Here is a 25,741-nt window from a genome sequence, read left to right on the forward strand (position 1 = left end):
ATGCCGCCTCCGGAATGTGCCGATTCCCGCGTGGAGCGCCATCGCGCCCGGTGCACCAAAGGCGCGGCGCGGCGTTGTACCAACCACCCACACGCCCCGGGATTGTCGATTCTCTGGCAACACTTGGTTCATCCGGGCACGATTACATTTTCATGTCCACACCATGACAGCAAGCACAGGACTGCCATGTCATTGAATTCCACCGACCCATCCCGCTGGCACGTGCCGGCCACGCGCGTCACGTTGCTCTTGCTGCTGGCGCTGGCGTTTGTGCTGCTGACTGGCGTACTGGATGGTGGCGCAGGGGTGGCACCATCGCAACTGTTCGATCAGCCGCGCTTCCCGCTGGCCAATGCATGGCCCGGCCTGCTCCTGGCCGGCGTGTTGCTGGCGATCACCCGTCGGGCGTTGCTGTCGTTCGGACTGGCATTCCTGCTGCAAGGATTGCTGTACGCGGTCAACACACTCAAGGTGGCGAACCTCGGCACCCCACTGTTGCCGGATGACTTCCGCATGGTGGGCCAGCTGCGCAAGGGCGGCGCACATCTGTTGTTCGGCTACCTGCCACATAGTCCGTGGCCGTACCTGGGCCTGCTGGTTGGCGTGGCCCTGATCGTCGCGATGTGGCGTTTCGAGCCACCACTGTTCCCGCGACGCACCCGCGGCAAGCGATTGCTGGGCGGCGGCGTGCTGGCGTTGGCGCTGATCAGCATGCTGGCCGGGCAATCCGCATGGAGTCATGTCTACAACGCCCGGGTGCTCTGGCTGGAACCGTGGTCAGCTTCGTCGACCAGCGCCCATTCCGGCCTGATCAGCTCGCTGGTGATGTTTCATCTGCAGTATGGCCAGGGCAAGCGCAAACCCGATGTTGCCGCGGCATCGCAATTGATCGACCAGTCGACGACGGCACTGCAACAGTCGATGCAGACCCCGGGCGCGGGTGATGCCCTGCCCGACATCGTGGTGATCCAGAGCGAATCGTTCTTCGATCCCACCATCATGCGCGGCTACGAGGACAGCAACTTCGCGCCGAACCTGCGCCGGCTCGCCGCCCATGGCATCAGTGGTGCCCTGCATGTGCCGACCTTCGGCGGCGGCACCATCCGCACCGAGTTCGAGGTGCTCACCGGGCTGTCGCTGCGCTACTTCGAGAACCTGCAGTTCCCCTATCTGCAGATGAGCCACAAGTCCATGCCGAGCCTGGTGCACGTCCTGAACGCGCATGGCTACGGGACCACCGCGCTGCATGGCAACGACCCGTCGTTCTGGAACCGCACGGCTGCATTCAAGTCGCTGGGCTTCAACCGTTTCGTGTCGCAGTCATCGTTCCCTGCCAACGCGGCGATGGACGGCAAGTACATGGCCGACAGTGCAATGACCACCGAGATCATGCAGCAGTTGAAGGACAGCGGGCCGCCGCAATTCATCTTCGCCATCAGCATCGAGGCGCACGGACCGTACGACGTCGAGCCTGCCCATCCCGCCGAACGCGACGCCATTCCGGTACCCGACGGCATCTCGGGCGAGGACAAGAAGGAGCTGCAGACCTACCTCTACCACCTGCAGCACGCCGACGCCGAACTCGGCCGACTGGTGAGCTGGCTCGCGCAGCGCAAACGGCCCAGCCTGGTGCTGTTTTACGGTGATCACCTGCCGGGGCTGAGCAGCAGCTACCGCAGCACTGGTTTCGTCAATGACGGGGACATGCTGAGCCAGGCCGGTACATGGCTGCTGGTCGACCCGCATTCCCAGAGCCAGCCGGTACACGAGGACACTGCCGCCTGGCTGCTGCCGGGCCGACTGCTGACGCAGGCCGGCATCCACGACGATGCCTACTTTGCCCTGACCGGCGTGATCGGCCCGCAAATCGCTGCCCTGACCGCTGCCCCGGGCGCCCCACCGCCCGCCGAGGATGGTGAGCAACAGAGAATCGACAATGCCATGGCCAGCGTGAATCAGCTGCGCATGAGCGGCAAACTCGACAGGCTGCTGCCGAAGGGGACCGCGCTGCCCGCCAGTGGCATCGCCCACAACGACACCATTCCGATGCAAGCACCCACAACCGTCGCCCTGCCTCAGTAAGCAAGAGGGCGATGCCTCCCGGGTCCAGGGTCGGCGTGAATGCCAGCGCCGACGCATACGGCCATCGAGTTACCACAGCGTGCAAAAGAAAACCCCGCCGAGGCGGGGTTTCTTATTGCAGCTTGACGAGCGGGACTTAGAAGTCCATGCCGCCCATGCCACCCATGCCGCCACCCATGCCACCGCCGCCATGGCTGTGGCCTTCGTCCTTCTTCGGCAGCTCGGCAACGATCGCCTCGGTGGTGATTGCCAGGCCGGCAACCGACGCAGCGTGCTGCAGCGCCGAACGGGTCACCTTGGTCGGGTCCAGGATGCCCATCGCCACCATGTCACCGAACTCGCCGGTGGCTGCGTTGTAGCCGAAGTTGCCGCTGCCTTCCTTGACCTTGTTGAGGATCACGGACGGCTCTTCGCCAGCATTCGACACGATCGCACGCAGCGGCGCTTCCAGCGCGCGGCGGGTGATCGCGATGCCCAGGTCCTGGTCGGTGTTGTCGCCCTTCAGGCCTTCGACCGCCTTCAGTGCGCGGATCAGCGCAACGCCGCCGCCCGGGACCACGCCTTCTTCGACGGCTGCGCGCGTAGCGTGCAGGGCGTCTTCGACGCGGGCCTTCTTTTCCTTCATTTCGATCTCGGTGCCGGCACCGACCTTGATGACCGCAACGCCGCCGGCCAGCTTGGCCACGCGCTCCTGCAGCTTCTCGCGATCGTAGTCGGACGAGGTCTCCTCGATCTGCGCCTTGATCTGGCCGATGCGCGACTGGATCTTCTCGGCTTCACCGGCACCGTCGATGATCGTGGTGTTTTCCTTGGTGATGACGATGCGCTTGGCGCGACCCAGATCGGCGATCGTGGTCTTTTCCAGCGACAGGCCCACTTCCTCGGACACGACCTGACCGTTGGTCAGCACCGCGATGTCTTCCAGGATCGCCTTGCGACGATCGCCGAAGCCCGGCGCCTTGACGGCGGCGACCTTGACGATGCCGCGGATGGTGTTGACCACCAGGGTGGCCAGCGCCTCGCCCTCGACTTCCTCGGCGACGATCAGCAGCGGCTTGCCAGCCTTGGCGACGGCTTCCAGCACCGGCAGCAGCTCGCGCACATTCGACACTTTCTTGTCGTGGATCAGGATGTACGGGTCGTCCAGCTCAACCTGCTGCGAAGCCTGGTTGTTGATGAAGTACGGCGACAGGTAGCCGCGATCGAACTGCATGCCTTCGACGACGTCGAGCTCGTTCTCGAGACCCGAGCCTTCCTCGACCGTGATCACGCCTTCCTTGCCGACTTTCTTCATCGCGGTGGCGATGATGTCGCCGATGTTGGTGTCGGAGTTGGCCGAGATCGTGCCGACCTGGGCAATTTCCTTGTCGTTCGCGGTCGGGTTGGAGAGCTTCTTCAGCTCACCGACGGCAGCCGTGACGGCCTTGTCGATGCCGCGCTTCAGGTCCATCGGATTGATGCCCGCAGCCACAGCCTTGAGGCCTTCCTGGATGAACGCCTGCGCCAGCACGGTTGCGGTGGTGGTGCCGTCACCGGCGACGTCGGAGGTCTTGGAAGCGGCTTCCTTGACGATCTGCGCGCCGAGGTTCTCGTACTTGTCGGCCAGTTCGATCTCCTTCGCGACAGACACGCCGTCCTTGGTGATCGTCGGGGCGCCGAAGCTCTTCTCGAGCACGACGTTGCGGCCCTTCGGGCCCAGGGTGACCTTGACCGCGTTGGCCAGGGTGTTCACGCCTTTCAGCATGCGGGCGCGGGCGTCTTCGCCGAAACGTACTTCTTTAGCGGCCATAATTTTTTGCCTCAAAAATTTGAATAGGAATGGGGTTTGCTTTTACAGCGGTAGCGCGAAGGATCAGGAACCCGGGAAGGTCGGCGTGCGCGGATGTACGCGCTCAACGAATCGCGAATCCCGATCCCAAAGGCAATCAGCCTTCGATCACGGCCACGATGTCGTCTTCCTTCAGGAAGACCAGCTCTTCGCCGTCGATCTTGATTTCCTGACCGGCGTACTTGCCGAACAGCACGACGTCACCGGCCTTCAGCGCCATCGGGCGCACCTTGCCATCGGCCATGATCAGGCCGGTGCCGGCGGCGACGACCTTGCCGCGGGTGGGCTTTTCGGTGGCGCTATCGGGGATGACGATGCCGCCGGCGGAGACGCGCTCCTCTTCCAGGCGCTTGACGATGACGCGATCGTGCAACGGACGCAGTGTGCTCATGGACAACTCCAGCTGACTATTGAGGTGGGACAAGGCTTTGAAGACCCGGATCGGCAGTCTTGTTAGCACTCGGAGTAAATGAGTGCCAATTTTACGGGTATGGAACGCCGCTGCAAGAACATTTGAACCAGGGATGGACAGCTAATTGGGTGGGTAGGGACGGGTTTCAAGGGCTATTGGCTCACAGCCCCACAAATCGCCGGGATGAGGTAGGAGCGCACCCTGTGCGCGATGCCCTTTCTCCAGCTACCAGCAAAAGCATCGCGCACAGGGTGCGCTCCTACACGGTGCACGCTAGGCTGAAGGCATGCCCGACATCGTCCTGCTTTGTTACTGCAGCTGTCCCGATGCAGCCAGCGCACAGGCGATCGCCGAAGCGCTGGTCAACGAGCGGCTGGCCGCCTGCGTCAGCCGTCTGCCCGGGATCAGCTCCACCTATCGCTGGCAAGGCACGGTAACCACCGATAGCGAGGAACTGCTGCTGATCAAGACCGCTGCGGGGCGCTTCGACGCGCTGAAAGCCCGTCTGCTGGAACTGCATCCCTACGAGCTGCCGGAGCTGATCGCCGTACCGGCGAAGTTCGGTCACACCGCCTATCTGGACTGGGTACGGCAAGCCGTCGGCAGCTGACACGGCGCCGCCCCGCACACTTGATGACCAGCTCATGCAGAAAGCGTCGGGCAAGACTGCTGACAGATCCTGTCAGTGCACGCGATTAGCCTGAGCACTCCGCCACCTTCAAGCCGATGCCATGAAAAAGTCCGACGCCGCCGCCCTGTTGCTGCTTGGCGCCTTGTGGGGCGCCTCGTTCCTGTTCATGCGCATGGGTGCCAACCAGTTCGGAGGCATGGCGCTGGCCGGTATGCGCGCCATTGGCGCGGCCATCTGCTCCATCCCCTTGCTGAACTCGCGTGAGCGCCTGGCCGAGCTGCGCACGCACTGGCGATCGGTGCTCATCGTCGGCATCGCCAACTCGGCGCTGCCATTCATCCTGTTCTCCTACGCCGCGCAAAGCCTGCCGGCCGGCCTCTCGGCCATCTTCGACGCGATCGCGCCGTTGCTGGTGGCGGCCTCCGGCTGGCTGTGGCTGGGCGAACAGCTCGACCTTCCACGCGCCAGCGGCTTGCTGATCGGTTTGGCCGGCGTGGTATGGCTGATCGGCGGCAGCCTGGGTTTCGGGCATGGCGGCAGTTCGGTTGGCTGGGCGATGGCCGCCTGTGTCGGCGCCAATCTCTGCTACACCTTCGGCGCCCATTACAGCCATCGCCGCCTGCAGGTGGTGACACCGATGACCGTGGCAATCGGCAGCCAGTTCGCCTCCGCGCTCCTGCTGCTGCCCTTCACCGTCTGGCTATGGCCGGCGAAAGCGCCGACGGCGCAAGCCTGGTTCGCCATGTTCGGCCTCGCCGCAGCCTGCACTTCACTCGCTTACGTGCTGTTCTACCGACTGATGGCGCGTATCGGCTCGACCCGCTCGATGGCCGTGCTGTACCTGATTCCGGTATTCGGCGTGCTGTGGGGCGCGCTGTTCCTTGGCGAGACGGTCACCGTCGCCATGGCCGGCGGCTGCGTGGTGATCCTGCTCGGCGTGGCGCTGACCACCGGCATGCTGCGTTTCGGGGCGAACGTCGCCGCTCCTCTCGATCAGGTCGAAAAGGCCTGATCGTAAACAGGCTCTAATGCCGCATATCCGGGCGCCGGTCCAAAGCTGGGCCATAATCCGCTTTCACGTCGAAACACGATCCAGAACGCGGAGTTGCAATGCGCTCGATTTTCCACGGCCACCGGGCCGCGCTGTTGTCGCTCCTGCTAGCCCTGCTGGCGGGTGCGCAGACAGCTCTTGCGCAGGACACGGCCGACCTGCTGCCGGTCACCGAGGCGTACAAGCTGACGGCTGAAGCCACCATGCCGGGCGTGCTGAAGCTGCACTGGACGATTGCACCGGACTATTACCTCTATCGCGGCCGCATGAAGTTCAAGGCCGGCGACGGAGTAACGCTTGGCGAAGCGCAGCTGCCGGACGGCGAGAAGCATGTCGACCCGTACCTGGGACCGGTCGAGACGTACCACCACAGCGTCGATGCCACCGTGCCCTACACCGTGACCACGGGTACCACACGACTGAAGCTGAGCGTGCAATACCAGGGCTGCCACGAGGTCGATCCGAAGATCTGCTATCCACCGCATACCGAGCAACTGGATCTGCCTTTGCCAGTGCCGGCGAACCTCGGCGAGACGGCCGCACCCGCCTCCGGCAATCCGCTCGGCGCAGCACTCAGCCAACTCGGCAGCCATACGAACAGCACGACAACCGGGATGGACAGTGCACCTTTGCCGGCCGAACAGGCGTTCCGTTTCGAGGCGCTGGCGCATAACCCGCACCAGCTGTTGCTGCGCTGGGCAATGCCGAAGGGCTACTACCTGTATCGCGACCAGACCTCGCTGAAGCTCAAGGATGCCGGCGGGCTTAGCCTGACGCCGACATGGCCAGTTGGCACCGCGCATCACGACGCTCATTACGGCGATGTCACCGTGTATTTCGACCAGGTCGAGTTACCGGTGACGGTCGAAGGTGATCCCGCTGGCCGAAAGCAGCTGTCGCTTGAGGCCAGTTTCCAGGGCTGCCAGGACGGTGGCCTGTGCTATCCACTGATGACACGTGCGGTGAATGTCGATCTCGGCACTAGCGTTGCCGCCACCGGACAGGTCACGGAGACCACACCGGAATTGCCACCGGCCAGTGTCACTGCATCGGCCGCGCAGATCAGCCTGATCGCCGCGCTGCTGCTCGCGCTCGGTGGCGGCCTGGTGCTGAACCTGATGCCGTGCGTGCTGCCGGTGCTGTCGATCAAGGCGGTGAGCGTGCTGGAGAGCGGCGAAAGTCGCACCACCGCGCGTCGCCATGCGCTGTTCTATACCGCCGGCGTGCTGTGCAGTTTCGCCGCGCTGGGGCTGGGCATCCTCGCCCTGCGCTCGGCCGGACAGGTACTTGGCTGGGGCTCGCAACTGCAACAGCCGATGGTGGTGGCCGCGCTGGCGCTGATCATGCTGGCGGTGGGCCTGTCGATGTCGGGCGTGGTGCAGTTCGGTGCCTCGCTGGGCAATACCGGCGCCAGCCTGGCCAGCCGTTCCGGGCCAGCCGGCGACTTCTTCACCGGCGTGCTGGCGGTGGTGGTGGCCAGTCCATGCACGGCGCCGTTCATGGGCAGTGCGCTGGCCTATGCGTTCACCGCACCGATGCTGGCCGCACTGCTGGTGTTCCTGGCGCTCGGCCTCGGGCTGGCGCTGCCGTTCCTGGCCGTAGGTTTCGTGCCGGCGCTGACACGCCTGCTGCCGCGGCCCGGACGCTGGATGGAAACCCTGAAACAGGTACTGGCCTTCCCGATGTATCTGACGGCTGTGTGGCTGGTCTGGGTACTGGCCAAGCAGCGCGGCGCCGATGCCGTGGGTCTGCTGCTGGTCGCCGCCGTGCTGCTGGCGATGACACTGTGGTGGTTCGAACGCAGCCGCTCACGCGGAGCGACCAGCAAGCTCGCGGTCGCAGTGCTGGCGGTCGCCACGCTGGTGCCGATATACCTGCTCGCCCATGTATCACCACCGTCGGCCACCGTTGTCACCGAGGAAGGCGTGGTGGCCTACAGCCCGGAAAAACTCGCCGCGCTGCGTGCCGCCGGCACCCCGGTGTTCGTCGACATGACCGCCGACTGGTGCGTCACCTGCAAGGCGAACGAGCACACCGTGCTCGATACCCAGGCCTTCCGCGACCTGCTCCAGCGCACCGGCGCGGTTTACATGAAAGGCGACTGGACCGACGTCAACCCGACCATAAGCGCCTTCCTGCAGCAATACCACTCACCCGGCGTACCGCTGTATGTGGTGTTCCCGAAAAATGGCGGCGCGGGCAACCAGTTGTCGACCGTGCTGACCTCCTCGCTGGTCGAACAGGCGCTGACGGAAGCGGCACGCTGATGCTGGACCGGGCCAACGGGCTGATTCTCGGCCTGGCCGTTCTGGCCGCGGCGATCGGTGGCTATGCACAACACCGCCATCAGCAGCAGAGCGTGACGGCCATGGACTCGGCCATGCTCGGTCAGCTGGTTCCCGCCCTCACCTTGCCCGATCTCGACGGCCAGCCGCACCGATTGAGCGACTACCGTGGTCACCGCGTGCTGCTGAATTTCTGGGCCAGCTGGTGCGGTCCGTGCCTGGACGAGATGCCGGCGCTGAATCAAGCCCAGGCAAAGTTCGGCGAACATGGTCCGATCGTCGTCGGCATCGCCATGGATGAACCTGAGCGGATTCGCGCCTTTCTGGCCATGCATCCGGTGAATTACCCGATCTTGCTGGGTCGCCTGAGCTCGCCAAGTACCACGTTGCAACTGGGTGATGCCCGCGAAGTGCTGCCATATAGCGTCCTGATCGACGGTGATGGGCGCATTCTCGCTGCCAATGCGGGCGCCCTGTCGACGGCACAGCTGGAACACTGGCTGACGCTCGGCCACGATGAGCCCTGATCAAGTCTCGACATACGCTTCCGCACGGATAGTTGCGCTTCTCCGTCAAACATCGCCGATCTGCAGTGAACTGGACAACATCCCCGACTGCGCGCACACTGCGCCGGGTTCCGGGTGCTCCGGACGCAATGTGGACGGCCTCGTGGCGAAAATCCTGGTCCTGCACGGACCCAACCTCAATCTGTTGGGTGTACGCGAGCCGCAGATCTACGGCCACGAGACACTGACGGACATCAACCAGCAGCTGGCCGCGCGTGCACAGGCGACAGGACACGAGCTGGCCTGGTTCCAGTCCAACGCCGAGCATGAGCTGATCGGTCGCATCCACCAGGGCCGCGACGACCAGACGACGATGATCCTGATCAATGCCGGCGCATTCACCCACACCAGCATCGCCCTGCGCGATGCGCTGGCCTCGGTGGCGATCCCGTTCATCGAAGTGCATCTGTCCAATGTGTTCGCGCGCGAATCGTTCCGTCATCACTCGTATCTCTCGGACATGGCGATCGGCGTGATCTGCGGCTTTGGCGGCAACAGCTACCGGCTGGCACTGGAAGCGGCGATCCAGCGATTGCAGGCGCCCGTGCCCGGCGCGGCATGAAATGAATCGGGCCACCAGGCCAACCCCATTCCCTTCCGACCACCTGTGGTGGCATGACTTAAAAGGCTGATCCGATGGATTTGCGCAAAATCAAGAAACTGATCGACCTGCTCGAGGAATCGAACCTCGCCGAACTGGAGATCAAGGAGGGCGAGGAAGTCGTCCGCCTGTCACGGGTACCCAAGAACACCGCGCCGGTCGCCGCCGCACCGGTGGCCGTGGCTGCCGCACCTGCTCCGATCGCGGCCACCATACCGGTGGCAACCGTCGCCGAGGCTCCAGCTGCCGATGCGCTGCCGGCCGGACATGTGGTCAAGGCACCCATGGTCGGTACGTTCTACGCCTCGGCCACGCCGGGCACCCCGGCCTTCGTCAAGGTCGGCCAGCAGGTCAAGGCCGGCGAGACGCTTGGCATCATCGAGGCGATGAAGATGTTCAACCAGATCGAGGCCGACGTGGCCGGCACCGTGCAGGCGATCCTGGTCGAGAACGGCCAGCCGGTGGAATTCGACGAACCCATGTTCGTGATTGCCTGAGGCCGCCCGGATGCTCGAGAAGGTCGTCATCGCCAACCGCGGCGAAATCGCGTTGCGCGTCTTGCGCGCCTGCCACAGTCTGGGCATCAAGACCGTGGCGGTGCACTCCACCGTGGACCGCAATCTGAAGCATGTCGGCCTTGCCGATGAGTCCATCTGCATCGGCCCGGGCCCGTCGGTCGACAGCTACCTCAATATCCCGCGCATCATCGCGGCGGCCGAGATCACCGACGCACAGGCGATCCATCCGGGCTACGGTTTCCTGTCCGAGCGCGCCGACTTCGCCGAGCAGGTGGAGCAGTCCGGCTTCATCTTCATCGGCCCGACCGCCGAAGTGATCCGCCTGATGGGCGACAAGGTCGAGGCGATCCGCGCCATGAAGGCTGCCGGCGTGCCGTGCGTGCCCGGCTCCGGCGGCCCGCTTGGCGAGGACGTCGACACCAATATCAAGATCGCCCGCGAGATCGGCTATCCGGTGATCATCAAGGCCGCCGGCGGTGGCGGTGGCCGCGGCATGCGCGTGGTGCGTACCGAGGCACACCTGGGCAACGCGATCACCATGACCAAGGCGGAGGCCAAGGCTGCATTTGGCAATGAACAGGTCTATATGGAGAAGTTCCTGGAGAATCCGCGTCACGTGGAAATCCAGGTGCTCGCCGATGGCCAGGGAAACGCGATCCATCTGGGCGAACGCGACTGCTCGATGCAGCGCCGCCACCAGAAGGTGGTCGAGGAAGCGCCGGCACCGGGTATCACCGACAAACAGCGTGCAGCGATCGGCAAGGTCTGCGTCGACGCCTGCATCCGCATCAACTACCGCGGCGCCGGCACGTTCGAGTTCCTGTACGAGAACGGCCGCTTCTACTTCATCGAGATGAACACCCGCATCCAGGTCGAACACCCGGTGACCGAGCTGATCACCGGTGTCGACCTGGTGCGCGAGCAGCTGTTGATCGCTGGCGGCGAGAAGTTGTCGATCAGGCAGGAAGACATCGTCATCCGCGGCCATGCGATCGAATGCCGCATCAACGCCGAGGATCCCGACACCTTCATGCCGAGTCCCGGCACGGTGAAGCGTTTCGAGGCACCCGGCGGCCCCGGGGTGCGCGTCGACACGCACCTTTACGACGGCTACAAGATCCCGCCGAACTACGACTCGATGATCGGCAAGTTGATCGTGCACGGCCCGGATCGCGAGACCGCGATCGCGCGCATGCGCCTGGCCCTGGCTGAAACGGTGATCGAAGGCGTCAAGTGCAACATCCCGTTGCAGCAACGGATCATGGCTGACGTCGGCTTCCAGCATGGTGGACAGAACATCCACTATCTGGAAAAGCGGATGGCGGAACAGAAGGAACATCCCGCCACCGGTCACTGACAGAAAGAAGTGAGTGAAGAGGAGTGAGAAGAAGCAGGCACGCCCTGCTTCTCGTCATGGACCGAAGTATCTCTCTCCAGCCCGACACACTCGTCACAGTGCCCGCGCCTCTCTACTCACTCCTCTTCACTCACTCCTCGCCCTATGCCCTTTCTCGAACTCTCCCTAACCATCCGCGTCCAGCAGCAGCCGCACGTGGAAGAATCGCTGGATGATCTCGGCGCGCTGTCGATCACGCTGCAGGATGCAGATGCGGAGACGCCAGATGAGCAGGCGATCTTCGAACCCGGTGTAGGCGAATTGCCGCTGTGGCCGACGATCACGCTGAACGCGCTGTTCGACGAGCACACCGATCGTCGCGGCCTCACCGAGGCGCTCGGCGAGCTGCTGCCCTGGCTTGAACCTGATCAGCTGACCTTCCGCGAGGTCGCCGACCAGGACTGGGAGCGCGCATGGATGGACCAGTTCAAGCCGATGCCGTTTGGCCGCCGGCTGTGGATTTATCCGTGGAACATCGAACCGCCGGCTGATGACGGACAGGTCGTGGTGCGACTCGATCCCGGCCTTGCCTTCGGCAGCGGCACGCATCCGACCACCGCGCTGTGCCTCGAATGGCTGGATGGTCTCGACCTGGCCGGCAAGACGGTCACCGACTACGGTTGCGGCTCCGGCATCCTTGCGATCGCCGCGCTGAAGCTCGGTGCAGTCAGCGCGATCGGCGTCGACAACGATCCGCAGGCGCTCACCGCATCCATCGACAATGCCGAACGCAACGACGTTGCGGATCGCCTCGCCGTGTTCCTGCCCGAAGATTTCAATGTAGCGGCCGCTCCTGCGCATCCTGCGCCCGCGGCACTTGTGCATCCATGCACCTCGCCGGCCGATGTCTTTATCGCGAACATCCTCGCTGGCCCGCTCGGCGCCCTGGCACCGACCTTCGCTGCCGCCGCGAAACCCGGCGCACCCTTCGCGATCTCCGGCATCCTCAATGGTCAGCAGGACGAACTGTTGCAGCGCTATGCCGAGTGGTTCGACGATCTGCGCGTGGACACCCGCGAAGACTGGGTCCGCATCAGCGGCCACCGCCGCGCCTGAGCGCAGCGACCGGCTCGAATGCACATCACCAACGATGCGCATTCGCCCGCGAACCAGCGAGGCTGCCCTGTTAAGCTTGCTGCATACTGATCGAAGCGGCCCGCATGTACACCCAATGCCCTGAATGCCTGTCCGTGTTCTCGCTGGATGTGCACACGCTTGCGCAGGCGCATGGCCACGTCGTGTGCGGGCATTGCCAGGCCTGGTTCGACAGCATCGCCACGCTCACCGACCAGTTGCCACCGGAACCGTTCCACGAGCTGCCGGTAAACGAACCCGCCCTTGAGCCGCCGCGCATCGACCTGGTGGTCTACCGGCCACGACCTGACCCAGCGGCCGTGATCGAGAGCGACGCGGCGACAGTTGAAACCTCGAAGGAAGAAGACTTTTCGCAACTGGTGTTCGCACCGCGTTTTGCGCGCGAGTCATCCGCGCACCAGCCAACACGGTCAGCGCGCCCGCGACATGTGCACTCGACTGGCGAACGTCGCTGGCCATGGGTTGTCGCCTGCACCCTGCTCGCCTTGCTGCTCGCCGCCCAGCTGGGCTGGGCCGAACGCGACCCGCTGATTCGCAATCCCACTACCGGGGGCTGGCTGCGCATCAGTTGCGCGATACTCGGCTGCCCGCTTCCACTGGTAGCCGCACCAGAGCAGTTGCGCCTGCTCGCCAGCAATGTGCAGGCGCACCCCAGCGTCGCGGGCGCACTGATGATCAGCGCCCGCGTGCGCAACGATGCGATGTTTGCCCAACCCTATCCCATACTGACAATCACCCTGTCGAACGCACAAGGGCAGCGGATCGCCATGCGTCGATTACGACCTGACGAATATCTTGACGACCCTGTCCTGCTGAACCGCGGCCTGGCTCCGGGTGCCAGCGCCGTGTTGCTGCTCGAGGTGGAGGATCCCGGCGACAAGGCAGTCGGTTTCGAATTCGGTTTCGAATAGCACTTAAAATTATCGGCCCGCACGGGTAGACTCGACTCCCTGCGCAGATTGCCAACCGGTGCTCATACGCATCGAGAGCTGCAGCGATAATCAAAAACACATGCAGCGGCCCACGCAGCCGCCGCTACGTACACGAGGGAGATGTCCGTGAATGCCGTAAGACTGCCTGCCGTCGAGGCCGCAAAGCAGACCTCGTCGCAAGGCACCGATTCGCAGGTTGCCAGTTCTCAGAGTGCACTGAGCGAATGCGTCAGCCGTACGGTACGCCGCTACCTTGCCGACATCGGCGACACCGAATGCGCCGAGGGTCTGCACGCACTGGTGCTGCGCGAGGTTGAGGTGCCACTGTTGCGTGAAGTGCTGGCCTTCCACGACGGCAACCAGAGCCGCGCCGCCAGCGCGCTCGGCATCAACCGTGCCACCCTGCGCAAGAAACTGGCCGCCCACGGCCTGCTGTAATTTCTGATAAAGGCCGCCTGCCAAGGCCGCCCATCAATCAGACGGCTATAATGAGCGGCTTTCCCCTCCTGGAAACCCGCACATGTCCACGCCCCAGCTCGTCCCGGTCCGTCGCGCCCTGCTCAGCGTCTCCGACAAGACCGGCCTGATCGACCTGGGCCGACGCCTGACCGCCAAGGGTATTGAACTGCTCTCCACCGGTGGCAGCGCCAAGGCACTGCGCGAGGCCGGCATCGCGGTCACCGACGTCAGCGACGTCACCGGTTTCCCGGAAATCATGGACGGCCGCGTCAAGACGCTGCACCCGAAGGTGCACGGTGGCCTGCTCGGCCGGCGCGGCACGGACGATGCCGTCATGACCGAGCTCGGCATCGCGCCGATCGACCTGCTGGTGCTGAACCTGTATCCGTTCGAGAGCACCGTGGCGAAGCCCGGCTGCACACTGGAAGACGCCATCGAGAACATCGATATCGGCGGCCCGGCGATGCTGCGCTCGGCGGCGAAGAACTGGAACGATGTCGGCGTGCTGACCTCGCCCGATCAATACGACGCCGCGCTGGCCGAAATCGAACAGCATGGCGGTCTCAGCCGTGCCACCCGCTTCAAGCTGGCGGTCGCCGCGTTCAACAACGTCTCCAGCTACGACGGCGCGATCAGCGACTACCTGTCGGCGCTGCAGCTCAACGAGACGCAGGACGCCATCGCAGGACATGACGCCTTCCCCGGCCAAGCGAACGGTCGTTTCGTGAAACTGATGGACCTGCGCTACGGCGAGAACCCGCACCAGCAGGCGGCGTTCTACCGCGACCTGTATCCGGCACCCGGCACCTTGGCCACGTTCCGCCAGCTGCAGGGCAAGGAGCTGTCGTTCAACAACATCGCCGACGCCGATGCCGCATGGGAGTGCGTGCGCAGCTTCACCAAACCGGCCTGCGTGATCGTCAAGCACGCCAACCCCTGCGGTGTCGCGGTGAGCCTGGACGGCATCGGCAAAGCCTACGACCTCGCCTACCAGACCGATCCCACCTCGGCCTTCGGCGGCATCATTGCGTTCAACCGCGACGTGGACGGCGCCACCGCGCAGGCCATCGTGGCGCGCCAGTTCGTCGAGGTGGTGCTGGCGCCGGGCTATGCGGATGAGGCGCTGAAGGCCTTCGCCAAGAAAGGCAACGTGCGCGTGCTGGTGATTCCGTTGCCGGACGATGGCAGCCTACTGCACGCCCATCCGGGCAACAATTCCAAGCGCGTGGGTTCCGGCCTGCTGATCCAGAGCGCCGACCTCGGCATGGTTGGCGCGGAGGATCTGAAGATCGTCACCCGCCGTGCGCCGACCGAAGCGCAGATCCATGATCTGATCTTCGCCTGGAAGGTGGCCAAGTTCGTCAAGAGCAATGCCATCGTGTATGCGCGCGATCGCCAGACCATCGGCATCGGCGCCGGCCAGATGAGCCGCGTCTACAGCGCGAAGATCGCCGGCATCAAGGCGGCCGACGAAAAGCTCGAAGTGCGCGGCTCGGTGATGGCTTCCGACGCGTTCTTCCCGTTTCGCGACGGCATCGACGCCGCTGCCACCGCCGGCATCGCCGCAGTAATCCAGCCCGGCGGTTCGATGCGCGACGCCGAGGTGATCGCCGCCGCCGACGAACACGATATGGCGATGGTGTTTACCGGGATGCGTCACTTCCGCCACTGAAGCGTGAGGGCGGCGTGACTTCCCACCGCGCAATGCACGAAGGCCTGGGCGCAAGCCCGGGCCTTCGTCGTTTCGGGATGGCATGGCCGCATCTCAGTCCGCCGGCGCGGTATCGGCTTCACCGTTCGACAGCATCGAGGGAGCCGCTGCATCAAGCCGACGCGCATAGCGCCGCGCCAGCACCGCGCAGGTCATCAACTGAATCTGGTGGAACAGCATGATCGGCAGCACGATCATGCCCAGCGGATGGCCGGCGAACAGCACCTTGGCCATCGGCACGCCACTGGCCAGGCTCTTCTTGGAACCGCAGAACACGATGGTAATCTCGTCGTCCTTGCCGAAGCCCAGCGCACGCGAACCGTAGGTGGTGAGCAGCAGCGCCAGCGTCAGCAGCACCGCATTGACGATGAGCAGCCCGACCAGCACCGGCAGCGGAGTCTGCTTCCACAACCCTTCCAGCACCGCCGCGCTGAACGCGGTGTAGACCACCAGCAGAATCGAGCCCTGATCGACCACGCCGACCAGCGGCTTGTGCTTCTGCACCCAGCCGCCGATCCAGCGCTGCGCCACCTGCCCGGCCACGAACGGCACCAGCAGTTGCAGCACGATGCCGCCCACCGCATCCCACGACATGCCACCGTGTCCATGCGACTCCAGCAGCGCCCCCACCAGCAGCGGGGTGATGAAGATGCCAAGCAGACTGGAAGCGGACGCCGAGCAGACGGCGGCGGAAACATTGCCGCGCGCGATCGAGGTGAACGCAATCGACGACTGCACCGTCGACGGCAGCATGCACAGGAACAGCACACCCATGTACAGGTCCGGCGTCACCAGCGGCGCCAGCACCGGTCGCAGCAAAAACCCCAGCAACGGGAACAGTACGAACGTGCTGGCCAGCACCGTCAGATGCAGCCGCCAGTTGGTGAGGCCGGCGACCACCGCCGTGCGCGACAGCTTGGCGCCGTGCAGGAAGAAGAGCAGCGCGATCGCCACATCGGTGAACACGCCAAACACCTGCGCAGCAGCACCGCGACATGGCAGTACGCTGGCCAGCAGCACCGTGCACAGCAAGGCACAGGTGAAACGATCGGGAAGGAAACGGCGAAGCATGGCGACTCGGCATGCCGTCCGGAGCGACGGCGCGGGTAGTGAGGTTCAGGTATTGCACCGCCCCCACATTGATAAATCAAATCGTTTTATCTTATGTACTGATACGATATAAACATGAATATCAGCCTGCGCCAGCTGCGCGCCTTCCTCGCCGTTGCCAGGCTGCAACATTTCCGTCGCGCCGCGGAAAGCCTGCACCTGACCCAGCCAGCGGTCAGCCGGCACATCGCGGATCTGGAAGCCGAACTCGACGTGCGCCTGTTCGATCGCAATACGCGCGAAGTGATGCCGACCGAGGCAGGCCGTTATCTGCAAGGCGCGGTGGAACGCGTGCTTGAGGAACTCGAGGGCGTGCTGGCCCACGTCCACTCCGAAAGCGAGCGCCGCCACGGCAAGGTACGCGTCGCAGCCGTACCCACACTCTCCGCCGGGCTGATGCCGCAATGCATCGCCGCGTGCGCCCGCCACTATCCCGAGTTGACCGTACAGCTGCATGATCAGGTGCAGACCCTGGTGCTGGAGAGCGTGCGTGGCGGCGAAGTGGATTTCGGCCTGGCGATCGAACCGGCCGACCCCGAGGCATTCCACAGTGAAACGATCCTGCATGATCCGTTCGTGCTGGTCTGTCGGCGCGACCATCCGCTGGCAAAGCTCGCCTCGGTACCGTGGAAGAAACTGCAGGGTGAACTACTGGTGCTGCTCGACCACACCTCGGGCAGCCGCCGATTGATCGACGATCAATTGCTGGCCCACCACGTCGCAGCAGATGTGGTGCAACAAACCGGACATACGCATACCGCCTTCCGCATGGTCGAAGCGGGACTGGGCATCAGCATCACGCCAAGCCTGTCGATGCCTGCCTCCGACCAGTTGGCGGTACGCCCGCTGACACCCATCGCCAAGCGCGCCATCACCCTGATCCGCCGCCGTCAGCGCTCACTGTCGCCGGTAGCCGAGCTGGTATGGATACAGATCCGCGACATGGCGGCGCAGCTGTCGCCCACGCGGTGCGCTCCATCGAAACCAGGCTGAGCGCAGCCCACTCATCAACGGGCAATCCGCTCGCTCACACCACCTTGAACCCGACGCGCCTAGCCTCGACGGCACTCAAGGGAGTCCATCATGCGCTACCAGCTGTACTACTGGTCCGGCATCCAGGGACGCGGCGAATTCGTGCGACTGGCGCTGGAAGATGCCGGGGCTGACTACATCGATATTGCCCGGGAACAGGGCGACGACGCGATCCTGCCGTTCCTTGCGGGTGAACGACCTGGCGCACTACCGTTCGCGCCACCCTTCCTCAAGGCCGGTCGCACCGTGATCGCGCAGACCGCCGCGATCCTGCTTTACCTCGCGCCACGACTCAAGCTGGTGCCGACTGGGGCCGCGGCCACGCTTTATGCGCACCAGTTGCAGCTGACCGTCACCGATCTGGTTGCCGAGGTACATGACACCCATCACCCGATTGCCAGCAGCCTGTACTACGAGGACCAGCGCGCCGCCGCCAGACAGCGTGCGGAAGACTTCCGTCAGCAGCGGTTGCCGAAATACCTCGATTATTTCGAGCAGGCGCTGATGCGCAGCGATGGCCGGCATGCGCTGTCCCGACATTCCTATGTCGATCTTTCACTGTTCCAGGTCATGAGCGGACTGGACTACGCCTTCCCGCACGCGATGCGCCGGCTGCGTCGCAAGCGGCCACATCTGTGCGCACTGGCGGCACGCGTCGCCGAACGGCCACGGATCGCCGCCTATCTGGCTTCACCACGCCGGCTGCCCTTCAACGAAGATGGCATCTTCCGCCATTACCCCAAACTGGATGACCCGCGCTGAAAGTTGCGGAACATTCTCAGAACACCGCGATCACCATCGCCCCGGCCACGATCAGACCGCCGCCAATCAGCAGCGGCAGGCTTGGCTTCTCGCCGAGAAAAACCAGCGCCAGCACGATCGCGATCGCCACGCTGAGCTTGTCGATCGGCGCCACCTTGCTCACCGGCCCCAGTTGCAGCGCGCGGTAGTAGCACAGCCACGACAGCCCGGTGGCGATGCCGGACAGCACCAGGAACAGCCAGCTGTGCAGCGGTAATCCGGTCGGCTTTGCCCATTCCTGGCGCAGGCTGAGGATGCCGGCGGTAACGATCAGGATCACGATGGTGCGGATGAAAGTGGCAAGGTTGGAACTGATGCCGACCACGCCAAGCTTGCCGAACAATGCCGTCAGTGCGGCGAACAGCGCCGAGCCAAGAGCGAACACCAGCCAGCTTTCACGCAGTTGCATCGCGCCGATCTCCGCCAGACATTCACCCGTTGTGCCCTGCTACGCTGCCCACCAACGGCGACACTCAGGGATCAGTGACTGCTCTCGTCCGGATTCGTCTGCGACGAATCATCGGTGGCCGGCTTGCTCTTGCCCCACTCCAGCACCTTGTACATCGCCGGAGCTACCTCCCGCTTGCCGTGTTCGTCGATCAGGCGCCCCTGCGGGTCGACCATGTAGGTCTGCTGTAAACCGTTCTTGGGCGTGACCACCACCATGTAGACCTGCCCGCTGTGGCTGTATTCCTGAATGGTATTGTCACCTTCCTGGCGCACGCGGATCTGCGGCAACTGCGCATCCCTGCCGCCCGGAGGGGCGCCCTGCACTTCCGGCAACGCCGGCGGCTTCCGGGTCATCGGGTTGTTGTCCGGCGCCGCAGGTGCGGGCGGTGCCACCGCCTTTACACCGGGGTCATTGATGCCTGGCGGTGGCAGTGCACTTCCCGGCGCAGACTGCGCGGATGCATTCGCCACCAGCAGGCTCGAAGCGAACAGGACGCTGGCAGCAGCCAGCAAGGCAGCGGTTTTCATGGCGGCAACCTCGATCGGGTGGCAAAGCATAGCAGTGCCTTCGCACAGCTTCCGTGAAGCGGATTGCCGCATGCGAGAATGCGGCATGGCCAAACTCATCCTGATCGACGGCTCCTCCTACCTGTACCGGGCGTTCCACGCGCTGCCGCCGCTGAGCAATGCCCAAGGCGAACCAACCGGCGCACTGTTCGGCGTGGTCAACATGCTGCGCGCCACGCTGAAGGCGAAGCCGGACTATCTCGCCTTCGTCAGCGATGCTCCCGGCCCGACTTTCCGTGACGCACTGTACGACCAGTACAAGGCGAACCGACCACCGATGCCGGATGACCTGCGCGCGCAGGTCGAGCCGATGCTGGCGATCGTCGGCGCGCTGGGCTTTCCCATCCTGCGCGTGCCCGGCGTCGAAGCCGACGACGTGATCGGCACCCTGGCCGTGCAGGCACAGGCGCTCGGCATCGAGGTGGAGATATCCACCGGCGACAAGGACATGGCGCAGCTGGTGAACCCGCACGTCACCCTGGTCAACACCATGAGCAATACGGTGATGGACAGCGACGGCGTGATGGAGAAGTTCGGCGTGCGGCCAGAACAGATCATCGATTTCCTCGCACTCACCGGCGATACCGTCGACAACGTGCCGGGCGTGCCCAAGTGCGGCCCGAAGACCGCCGCCAAGTGGCTCGCCGAATACGCCACGCTGGACGGCGTGATCGCAAACGCGGACAAGATCGGCGGCAAGATCGGCGAGAGCCTGCGCGCTGCACTGCCACAACTGCCGCTCTCGCGCGAACTGGTGACGATCAAGACCGATGTGGCGCTGGAACTCGGCCCCACCGAGCTGGCCCAGCGCGACGCTGACACCGCGCAGTTGCGCGAGCTGTATGAGCGTTATGGGTTCAAGACGGCGCTGAAGGATCTCGACGCCGCAAGCTCCTCTGCATCCCCACCCTTGGAAAGCAACGCACAGAGCGAGCTATCCGAAATCACGTCTGCGCCAACGCCCCAGCCGGACAACAACCGCGCCGCGCCGGATGCCACCTTGTCCGCGCCCGGCAGCTACGAACTGGTCACCACCCAGTCACAACTCGATACGTGGCTGGAAAAGCTGCGCCATGCCGAACTGATCGCGTTCGATACCGAGACCACCAGCATCGATGCGATGCGTGCGGACATCGTGGGCCTCAGCTTGTCTGTGGAGCTTGGCCGCGCTTGCTACATCCCCTTGAGTCACGACTACCCCGGCGCGCCGAAACAGCTCGATCGCGACAGCGTGCTGGCCGCGCTGAAGCCGGTGTTCGAGGACGCCGGCAAACCCAAGCTCGGCCAGCACGCGAAGTACGACATCAACATCCTGTCGCACTACGGCATCGCCGTGCAGGGCTTGAAGCACGATTCGATGCTCGAGTCCTACGTGTGGAACGCCACCGCGACGCGCCACGACATGGACTCACTGGCACGGCTGTATCTCGGCTACGAGACGATCAAGTACGAACAGGTCGCCGGCAAGGGCGCCAAGCAGATTTCGTTCTCGCAGGTGGATCTGGAAACCGCCTGCCGCTACGCCGCCGAGGACGCCGACGTCACCCTGCGTCTGCATCATGCGCTGTGGCCGAAGCTCGAAAGCGTGCCGGCCCTGCGCAAGGTCTATCAGGACATCGAGATCCCGCTGGTGCCGGTGCTGGCCGCGATGGAACGCCGCGGCGTGCTGATCGACGGTGACGAGCTGCGCAAGCAGAGCCAGCAGCTCGGCAAGCGCATGCTGGAACTGCAGCGCCAGGCGTATGCCCTGGCCGGCCGTGAATTCAACCTCGATTCGCCGAAGCAACTGCAGGCGATCCTGTTTGACGAACTTGGCCTGCAGGCCAAGCTAAAAACGCCGACCGGCCAGCCATCCACCAACGAGGAAGCGCTGGAGGCGATTGCCGATACGCACGAGTTGCCACGACTGATCCTCGATTACCGCGGACTGGCCAAGTTGCGCTCCACCTATACCGACAAGCTGTCCAGCATTGTCAATCCGCGCACAGGTCGTGTGCACACCAGCTACCACCAAGGCGCGGTGGCGACCGGACGGATCTCCTCGTCCGATCCCAACCTGCAGAACATCCCGGTGCGCACCGAGGAGGGCCGGCGCATCCGCCAGGCGTTTATCGCGCCGCCAGGATGGAAGGTTCTTGCCGCCGACTATTCGCAGATCGAGCTGCGCATCATGGCGCACCTGTCCGGCGACGAAGGGTTGTTGCGCGCATTCCGTGAGGGCGGCGACGTGCATCGGGCCACTGCTGCGGAAGTGTTCGGACTCAAGCCGGAGGAGGTCAGCACCAACCAGCGCCGCGCCGCCAAGGCGATCAACTTCGGCCTGATGTACGGCATGAGCGCGTTCGGGCTGGCCCGGCAGCTTGGTGTGGACCGCGGCGAAGCCAGCGATTACATGGCGCGCTACTTTGCCCGTTATCCCGGCGTGCATGCCTTCATGGAGGCAACCCGCGCTCAGGCGCATCGCGACGGTTATGTCGAGACGATCTTTGGCCGCCGGCTATATCTGGAAAATCTCACCTCGCGCAACCAGGGCCTGCGCCAGGGCGCCGAGCGCGCCGCGGTCAACGCGCCAATGCAGGGCAGCGCCGCCGACATCATCAAACGCGCGATGATCGCCATGGCTGCCTGGGTCGACAGGCGCGACGACGTGCACATGTTGATGCAGGTACACGATGAACTGGTGTTCGAAGTACGTGCGGATGCCGTTGATGTGGTCCGCGCCGCGGTGACCGAACGGATGTCCGGCGCCGCGGAACTGGCGGTGCCGTTGCTGGTCGATGTTGGCGTAGGCGCAAACTGGGACGAGGCACATTGAGGCAGTACTCTGTGTCTCTGACATGCAGACCTTCCCGTACAACAACGGCTTGCGCGTTAATGTTTCATCAAATGAACCGACCTTAAATTTTTTCACCAGCGGTTGAAACTTTCCTGATGGATCCGTATCTAAGTCTTCGGATGCACGCAACGGCATCCACGGCTGGCTCACCTCCCTGAGCCGCCACGGACGCGAACCTCTCCCCTGGGTCCCTCGCGTCCGCCCGGCCCCGAAGGTTCCCCCTAACCTTCGGGGCCTTTTTTTGTCCGCTCTTTGACCAGCACTTCTGGCCTGTACTTCTTGTGCACACCGGCAACCGGCATACTCGGGCCACATCCATCGAGGGGAAACATCCATGCGCGCAGGACTGATCATCGTCGGCATCATCTTGCTGGTCGCCGGCATCTGGATCGTCTCTGGCCACGCCAGTTACCAGGACACTGATACGCTGCTGCAGGTCGGCTCGGCCAAGATCACCGCCACCCATGACAAGGGCGTGCCCCAGTGGGTAGGCATCGCCGGCATCGTGGTCGGTGGACTGTTCGCGGTCAGCGGCTTCATCAGCAAGCGCTAAGCGTCATCGGACACATCCGGAAAACCGCCGCCTACGCGGCGGTTTTCATGTGCGCCCCGCTACAATGGGCAGGATGGATGTCTCGTACCTGATCGACCCGCTCAACGACGCACAACGCGAAGCCGTCTGCGCACCGCCCGGCCACTACCTGGTGCTTGCCGGCGCCGGCTCCGGCAAGACCCGCGTACTCACCCACCGCATCGGCTGGCTCAACCAGGTCGAACGCGTGCCGCCGTGGGCGATCCTCGCCGTCACCTTCACCAACAAGGCCGCCGGCGAGATGCGCGCGCGGCTCGACGCACTGATTCCCGGTGGCACCCAGGGTCTCACCGTGGGCACCTTCCACGGCATCGCGCATCGGCTGCTGCGCCGGCACTGGCGTGAAGCCGGCCTGCCGGAAACGTTCCAGATCCTCGATGCCGACGATCAGCTGCGACTGGTCAAGCGCGTGGTCGCCGGACTGGGGCTGGACGATGCGAAGTACCCGCCGCGCCAGGCCAGTTGGCAGATCAATCAGTGGAAGGACGAGGGCAAGCGTCCGGATGGCATCGAGCATCGCGACCATCCGGTCACGCACACGTTCGTCAACATCTACAAGGCCTATGAAGACGCCTGCCGTCGCGCCGGACTGGTCGATTTCGCCGAGCTGCTGCTGCGCGCGCACGAACTGTGGCTGAAGAACCCGGCCGTGCTGGAGCATTACCAGCAGCGCTGGCGCTATCTGCTGATCGACGAATTCCAGGACACCAACACGCTGCAGTACGCGTGGATCCGCGTGCTTGCCGGCAGTACCGGACAAGTGTTCGTGGTCGGCGACGACGACCAGGCGATCTATGGCTGGCGCGGCGCCAAGGTGGAGAACGTGCAGCAGTTCCTGCGCGACTTTCCCGGCGCGAGGACAATCAAGCTGGAACAGAACTACCGTTCCACCTCGACCATCCTGAAAGCCGCCAACAGCGTGATCCAGCGCAACGGCAGTCGTCTCGGCAAGCAGCTGTGGACGGCCGGTGAGGACGGCGAGCGCATCGCGCTGTACGCCGCCTACAACGAACAGGACGAAGCGCGTTTCGTGATCGAGCGCATCCGCGAATACATCGCCGAGCATGGCCACGCGAAAGACTGCGCGATCCTGTATCGCTCCAACGCGCAATCGCGCAACTTCGAGGAGCAGCTGACCCAGCACAGCATCAAGTATCGCGTCTACGGCGGCCAGCGCTTCTTCGAGCGTGCCGAGGTCAAGGATGCACTGGCCTATCTGCGCCTCAGTGCCAACCGTCACGACGATGCGGCGTTCGAGCGCGCAGTGAACACGCCGCCACGCGGCATCGGCGATCGCACGCTGGACGCGCTGCGTCGCCGCGCGCGCGGCGACAACACCTCGATGTGGGAAGCGGTGCTCACCGAATTGAGCAGCGGCAGCGAGCTGGCCGGCCGCGCGAAGAATGCGGTGAAGGCGTTTCTCGTCTTGATCGACGAGATGGCGCAAACCTTCGTCGGGCATGGCGGTGGCGAAGCGCTCACCCTTGCAGAACAGATCGACCACGCGATCACGCATACCGGCCTGCGCGACTTCTACGAGAAGGACTCGCGCGGCAATGCCGAGTCGCGCGTGGAGAATCTCGACGAACTGGCCAACGTTGCCAGCCGCTTCGAGCCCACCCAGGAAGATATCGACGCGGGCTTGAGCGAACTGTCCGCGTTCCTCTCGCACGCCATGCTGGAAGCCGGCGAAAACCAGGGCGAAGCGTGGGACGACTGCGTGCAACTGATGACCCTGCACTCGGCCAAGGGTCTGGAGTTTCCGGTGGTGTTCCTGGTCGGCATGGAGGAAGGCCTGTTTCCCAGCCAACGCTCGGTCGACGACGAAGGCCGGTTGGAAGAGGAACGCCGACTCGCCTATGTCGGCATCACCCGTGCCCGCGAAAAACTGTTCGTCACCCACGCCGAATCGCGGCGCATGCACGGCACCGAGATGCTGGCGCGACCCTCGCGCTTCCTGGGCGAGATGCCGGCCGAATTGATCGACGAAGTGCGCCCGCGCGTGCAGGTCACCCGTCCGCTGTATGGCGGACGCACGCGCGAAACCTCGTCATCGCTCGAAGAAACCCTGCCGGTCAAACTCGGCCAGCGCGTCAGCCATCCCAGCTTCGGCGAAGGCATCGTGCTCAGCGCCGAAGGCAGCGGCGCACACACGCGGTTGCAGGTGAACTTCGAAGGTGCGGGCAGCAAGTGGCTGGTGGCCGCCTACGCGAATCTGACGCCGCTATAGAGCTAAGTTCGATCGCCAGCCACTGCTGTTGGCAGAGCGATACCGACGCCATGTCGATCGACCGTCAAGATGGACCTTGGTGTACCAAAGCCCCATGGACCTTTCCGCAGCGCTTGGCATGCACGGGGCCACGGAGTTCCAGCTCAGCGGCGCCCCTTCACCGCAAACGCAACGCCGGCCTGGCGCCGTGCCTTTGGTGCCACCAATCCCAACGCAGCGATGACCTTCGCCGGAAGTGCTTCTTACATCATCCAGGGGCTTCCGATCGCCCGCAATGCGCTGGTGATCGATACAGGATGGGATTTTCACATCGCCAAAAGCGCCGCCCTCAGCCTGTCCTACAACGGGCAGATTGCTTGCCATGCCGTGGACAGCCAAGTCCGCGGCGGCTTCATCTGGAGGTTTAAGCACGGCCTCGACACGGAGGTTTGAGGTGGGCGGCCGGATAACTGCCGTTAGCGGCCGTTTTTTGCGCACTGGCCATAGGAGGGATACCAGGACATCACCATTCATTTCAATTTTCGAACCCACAAACGTCTTGGAAAGGTCACAGCAG

The 25,741-nt window shown here is 64.1% G+C and carries 23 protein-coding genes; 18 read left to right on the forward strand and 5 right to left on the reverse strand.

Features of this window, described 5'->3' with window-relative positions; translation table 11 throughout:
- Positions 1-186: 186 nt before the first annotated feature.
- A complete protein-coding gene (locus tag B0E50_RS04800; RefSeq protein WP_077440058.1) occupies positions 187-2,082 on the forward strand; it encodes an LTA synthase family protein in 1,896 nt (631 codons plus the stop codon).
- A 136-nt stretch (positions 2,083-2,218) separates the two neighbouring features.
- On the opposite strand, the gene groL is transcribed toward B0E50_RS04800, so the two are convergent.
- Both groL and B0E50_RS04810 read right to left on the reverse strand, forming a co-directional pair.
- The gene (groL, locus tag B0E50_RS04805; protein WP_077440059.1) at positions 2,219-3,871 is read right to left on the reverse strand and encodes a chaperonin GroEL; all 1,653 of its coding nucleotides are present in this window, start codon (positions 3,869-3,871) and stop codon (positions 2,219-2,221) included.
- A gap of 136 nt (positions 3,872-4,007) precedes the next feature.
- Positions 4,008-4,301 (reverse strand): co-chaperone GroES, encoded by a 294-nt coding sequence (locus B0E50_RS04810; protein WP_077440060.1) that lies wholly within the window; start codon positions 4,299-4,301, stop codon positions 4,008-4,010.
- Positions 4,302-4,608: 307 nt separating this feature from the next.
- Between B0E50_RS04810 and cutA the strand changes: the two genes are divergently transcribed.
- From cutA to purH, 11 genes are all read left to right on the forward strand, one after another.
- Positions 4,609-4,932 carry a divalent-cation tolerance protein CutA gene (cutA, locus tag B0E50_RS04815; RefSeq protein WP_077440061.1) on the forward strand — a complete coding sequence of 108 codons (324 nt, stop codon included), beginning with the start codon at positions 4,609-4,611 and terminating at the stop codon, positions 4,930-4,932.
- 121 nt (positions 4,933-5,053) lie between these two features.
- A complete protein-coding gene (locus B0E50_RS04820; protein ID WP_077440062.1) occupies positions 5,054-5,965 on the forward strand; it encodes a DMT family transporter in 912 nt (303 codons plus the stop codon).
- A 98-nt stretch (positions 5,966-6,063) separates the two neighbouring features.
- The gene (locus tag B0E50_RS04825; RefSeq protein WP_077440063.1) at positions 6,064-8,271 is read left to right on the forward strand and encodes a protein-disulfide reductase DsbD; all 2,208 of its coding nucleotides are present in this window, start codon (positions 6,064-6,066) and stop codon (positions 8,269-8,271) included.
- Positions 8,271-8,816, forward strand: coding sequence for a TlpA disulfide reductase family protein (locus tag B0E50_RS04830; protein ID WP_077440064.1), 546 nt, complete (start codon positions 8,271-8,273; stop codon positions 8,814-8,816). The genes B0E50_RS04825 and B0E50_RS04830 overlap by 1 nt, the downstream gene beginning before the upstream one ends.
- 142 nt (positions 8,817-8,958) lie before the next feature.
- Positions 8,959-9,417: a type II 3-dehydroquinate dehydratase gene (aroQ, locus tag B0E50_RS04835; protein ID WP_077440276.1), complete on the forward strand. Its 459-nt coding sequence runs from the start codon at positions 8,959-8,961 to the stop codon at positions 9,415-9,417.
- A gap of 74 nt (positions 9,418-9,491) precedes the next feature.
- Positions 9,492-9,953, forward strand: a complete 462-nt coding sequence (gene accB, locus B0E50_RS04840) for an acetyl-CoA carboxylase biotin carboxyl carrier protein (protein ID WP_077440065.1) — start codon at positions 9,492-9,494, stop codon at positions 9,951-9,953.
- Positions 9,954-9,963: 10 nt separating this feature from the next.
- Positions 9,964-11,331 (forward strand): acetyl-CoA carboxylase biotin carboxylase subunit, encoded by a 1,368-nt coding sequence (gene accC / locus B0E50_RS04845; RefSeq protein WP_077440066.1) that lies wholly within the window; start codon positions 9,964-9,966, stop codon positions 11,329-11,331.
- A 144-nt stretch (positions 11,332-11,475) separates the two neighbouring features.
- A complete protein-coding gene (gene prmA, locus B0E50_RS04850) occupies positions 11,476-12,426 on the forward strand; it encodes a 50S ribosomal protein L11 methyltransferase (protein ID WP_077440067.1) in 951 nt (316 codons plus the stop codon).
- Positions 12,427-12,530: 104 nt separating this feature from the next.
- The gene (locus tag B0E50_RS04855) at positions 12,531-13,376 is read left to right on the forward strand and encodes a zinc-ribbon and DUF3426 domain-containing protein (RefSeq protein ID WP_077440068.1); all 846 of its coding nucleotides are present in this window, start codon (positions 12,531-12,533) and stop codon (positions 13,374-13,376) included.
- 141 nt (positions 13,377-13,517) lie between these two features.
- Entirely contained in the window at positions 13,518-13,835 is a 318-nt protein-coding gene (locus tag B0E50_RS04860) for a helix-turn-helix domain-containing protein (protein WP_077440069.1), read from the forward strand.
- 82 nt (positions 13,836-13,917) lie between these two features.
- Positions 13,918-15,528: a bifunctional phosphoribosylaminoimidazolecarboxamide formyltransferase/IMP cyclohydrolase gene (gene purH / locus B0E50_RS04865; RefSeq protein WP_077440070.1), complete on the forward strand. Its 1,611-nt coding sequence runs from the start codon at positions 13,918-13,920 to the stop codon at positions 15,526-15,528.
- A gap of 93 nt (positions 15,529-15,621) precedes the next feature.
- Here the strand turns inward: purH and B0E50_RS04870 are convergent, their stop codons facing one another.
- On the reverse strand, positions 15,622-16,638 hold the full coding sequence (locus tag B0E50_RS04870) for a bile acid:sodium symporter family protein (protein ID WP_077440071.1): 1,017 nt from the start codon (positions 16,636-16,638) through the stop codon (positions 15,622-15,624).
- Between the two features lie 114 nt (positions 16,639-16,752).
- On the opposite strand from B0E50_RS04870, the gene B0E50_RS04875 reads away from it, so the two are divergent.
- Positions 16,753-17,670: a LysR family transcriptional regulator gene (locus tag B0E50_RS04875; RefSeq protein WP_077440072.1), complete on the forward strand. Its 918-nt coding sequence runs from the start codon at positions 16,753-16,755 to the stop codon at positions 17,668-17,670.
- Between the two features lie 90 nt (positions 17,671-17,760).
- Positions 17,761-18,471 carry a glutathione S-transferase gene (locus tag B0E50_RS04880; RefSeq protein ID WP_077440073.1) on the forward strand — a complete coding sequence of 237 codons (711 nt, stop codon included), beginning with the start codon at positions 17,761-17,763 and terminating at the stop codon, positions 18,469-18,471.
- Between the two features lie 16 nt (positions 18,472-18,487).
- Here the strand turns inward: B0E50_RS04880 and B0E50_RS04885 are convergent, their stop codons facing one another.
- Both B0E50_RS04885 and B0E50_RS04890 read right to left on the reverse strand, forming a co-directional pair.
- A complete protein-coding gene (locus tag B0E50_RS04885) occupies positions 18,488-18,919 on the reverse strand; it encodes an EamA family transporter (RefSeq protein WP_077440074.1) in 432 nt (143 codons plus the stop codon).
- Positions 18,920-18,990: 71 nt separating this feature from the next.
- Complete coding sequence (locus B0E50_RS04890; RefSeq protein WP_077440277.1) at positions 18,991-19,488, reverse strand: DUF2782 domain-containing protein; 498 nt, start codon at positions 19,486-19,488, stop codon at positions 18,991-18,993.
- Between the two features lie 85 nt (positions 19,489-19,573).
- Between B0E50_RS04890 and polA the strand changes: the two genes are divergently transcribed.
- The 4 genes from polA to B0E50_RS17860 all read left to right on the forward strand — a co-directional run bounded on the left by polA (position 19,574) and on the right by B0E50_RS17860 (position 25,617).
- On the forward strand, positions 19,574-22,342 hold the full coding sequence (gene polA / locus B0E50_RS04895; protein WP_077440075.1) for a DNA polymerase I: 2,769 nt from the start codon (positions 19,574-19,576) through the stop codon (positions 22,340-22,342).
- Positions 22,343-22,697: 355 nt separating this feature from the next.
- Positions 22,698-22,916, forward strand: a complete 219-nt coding sequence (locus B0E50_RS04900; RefSeq protein ID WP_077440076.1) for a hypothetical protein — start codon at positions 22,698-22,700, stop codon at positions 22,914-22,916.
- A gap of 73 nt (positions 22,917-22,989) precedes the next feature.
- A complete protein-coding gene (gene uvrD, locus B0E50_RS04905; protein WP_077440077.1) occupies positions 22,990-25,185 on the forward strand; it encodes a DNA helicase II in 2,196 nt (731 codons plus the stop codon).
- A gap of 69 nt (positions 25,186-25,254) precedes the next feature.
- On the forward strand, positions 25,255-25,617 hold the full coding sequence (locus tag B0E50_RS17860; RefSeq protein ID WP_139350751.1) for an autotransporter domain-containing protein: 363 nt from the start codon (positions 25,255-25,257) through the stop codon (positions 25,615-25,617).
- The last annotated feature ends 124 nt before the right edge of the window (positions 25,618-25,741 follow it).

The organism is Rhodanobacter sp. C01, assembly GCF_002001045.1.
In the GTDB taxonomy this organism is placed as follows: Bacteria; Pseudomonadota; Gammaproteobacteria; order Xanthomonadales; family Rhodanobacteraceae; genus Rhodanobacter.